Here is a 2,168-nt window from a genome sequence, read left to right as displayed (position 1 = left end):
GCGCGCCGAATACCCGCAAGCCCGCCTGTTGGGCCTGGAATGGAGCTGGCCGTTGCGCCTGTTGTGCGACTGGCGCTGCCGCCGCGCCGGCCTGCAGGCGCAAGTCAGGCGTGCCGACATCTGGGCCTGGGACTGGTCGGCCCACCAGCTCGTGTACCTGTTCCAGCGGCCCGAAAGCATGCCCCGTGCGGTGGCCAAGGCCGAGCGGGAACTGCAGCCTGGCGCGTGGCTGGTCAGCCTCGAATTCGAGGCCACGGAACTGGTGCCCAAGGCCAGGCTCGAAAGCGTGGCCGGCAAGCCGGTGTGGCTGTACCAGGCGCCGTTCAAGCGGCGCTGAAAGCGCCCCGTCCGCAGCCCGCGGCCATTCGTCCACTGCCGTGAGGACTGGCTGACCATTCTTCGACCATGGCCTTCCACCGCAAGCGCAAGCTCAACGACACTGCATCCAACCATTCGGCTACCGGCCCATGACACAAGACTTGATGGCACCGGAGACAGTTGTTTGCACACCCGTGCCCATGTGCTGAAGCATTTCGCCAAGCTGATGCTTCCCTTCGGTGCCCTGACCTGCGCGTTGGCAGGCGTGGCGCTGTGGCGCGGGCTGGACTATGAGGAAGACAGGGCGCTGTTCGCCGAGCAGTCGGCCGCGCTGCGCGGCGCCACTGCGCTGACCGAATCGCTCGCGCCTGTCTTCCGGCACGTGCGCTCGCTGACCCAGGAAGACCCGGTGCGCCAGACCCTCGCCCACCCGGACGACACGCAGCCCATGGCCAAGGCCTTCCACAGCCTGCTGCAACGCAACCCGAACTACCAGCAGGTGCGCTGGCTGGACACCTCCGGCCGCGAGCGGGTGCGCATGCAGCTGGTCGACGGCAAGCCGCAGCGGGTCCAGGTCGAGTCCGAGCTGCAGGACAAGTCCGAACGCTACTTCGTCAAGGAAGCCCGGGTGATGCCGCCAGGGGCGATCTACCTGTCGCAGGTGGACGCCTACCAGGAGCACGGCAAGGTGCAGCTGCCGCTGCGCCTGGTGCTGCGGGTGTGCATCGGCGTGGCCGACGACGCCGGCAAGCCGCTGGGCCTGCTGATCATCAACCTCGATGCCAACGCGATCTTCGCCACGCTGGACCGCACGTCCACCGTCGGCAACCGCCAGCTGCTGCTGGTGGACGACCAGGGCCGCTGGCAACGCGAGTTCCGCGCGCCAGCGACGGCCGACGCCCCGCGCATTGCCGACTTCGGCAACCAGCACCGCGGGCTGTGGTCACGCCTCCAGGCCGAGCGCGAAGGCACGGCCATCGACAGCGGGCTGTGGGCCTGGCGCAGCATGGACCCGATGGCGATGGACCAGGCGCCGCAACAGTCGCACAACATGCGCTGGGTGGTGCTGACCTACCGGCCAATGGGGGAGCTGCAGGCCACCCGCCTGCGGCTGACGCTGGGCGTGCTGGGCTTTGCCGCCTTGACCCTGTCCATGCTGGCCTTCCTCTGCTGGCGGCTGGCCAAGGAGCGCGGCCTGCTGGTGCAGGCCAGGCAGGATGCCGAGAGCGCTGCCCGCACCAAGGCCGCCTTCCTGGCCAACATGAGCCACGAGATCCGCACCCCGCTGCACGCGGTGGTCGGCATGACGCTGCTGCTCAAGCGCAGCCCCTGCACGCCGCAGCAATCCGAGCGGCTGGAACGCATCCACAGCGCCGCCGGCCATCTGCTGGCGCTGCTGAACAACATCCTTGATGCCTCCAAGCTCGAAGCCGGCGGCCTGCAGCTGGAGGCGGTGGATTTCTCGCTGCCGGCGCTGCTGGACTCGGTGGTCTCGCTGGTCACACCGGCCGCCGAGACCAAGGGCCTGTCGCTCAGCGTGGACCACCGCGACTGCCCGGACTGGCTGCGCGGCGACCCGCTGCGCCTGCGCCAGGCCTTGCTGAACTACGCCAACAACGCCGTCAAGTTCACCGAGCGCGGCGGCATCTCGCTGAATGCCCGGTGCCAGCCGCTGCCCGAGGATCCGCAGCGGCTGGAATTGCTGCTGGAGGTGGAGGACACCGGGCCGGGCATCGCGCCCCAGGTGCTGGCCCGACTGTTCGGCGAGTTCGAGCAGGCCGATGAAACCGTCGTGCGCCGCTTCGGCGGCACCGGGCTGGGCCTGGCCATCACCCGCAAGCTGGCGCGCT

General features: G+C 69.2%; 1 protein-coding gene and 1 pseudogene. Both read left to right on the top strand.

Features of this window, described 5'->3' with window-relative positions; genetic code table 11:
- Positions 1–337 (top strand): annotated as a pseudogene (locus FKP22_RS28030) (class I SAM-dependent methyltransferase); the annotation flags it as partial.
- A gap of 165 nt (positions 338–502) precedes the next feature.
- Positions 503–2,168 (top strand): sensor histidine kinase (locus tag FKP22_RS28025; RefSeq protein WP_233446987.1); only part of this gene is annotated, 1,666 nt, incomplete at its 3' end.

The sequence above is a fragment of the Ideonella azotifigens genome, assembly GCF_006519715.1.
Classification (GTDB): Bacteria; Pseudomonadota; Gammaproteobacteria; order Burkholderiales; family Burkholderiaceae_C; genus Ideonella; species Ideonella azotifigens.
Note: the sequence above shows the minus strand (reverse complement) of the source record. Positions and strands in the feature narration are given on the sequence as shown.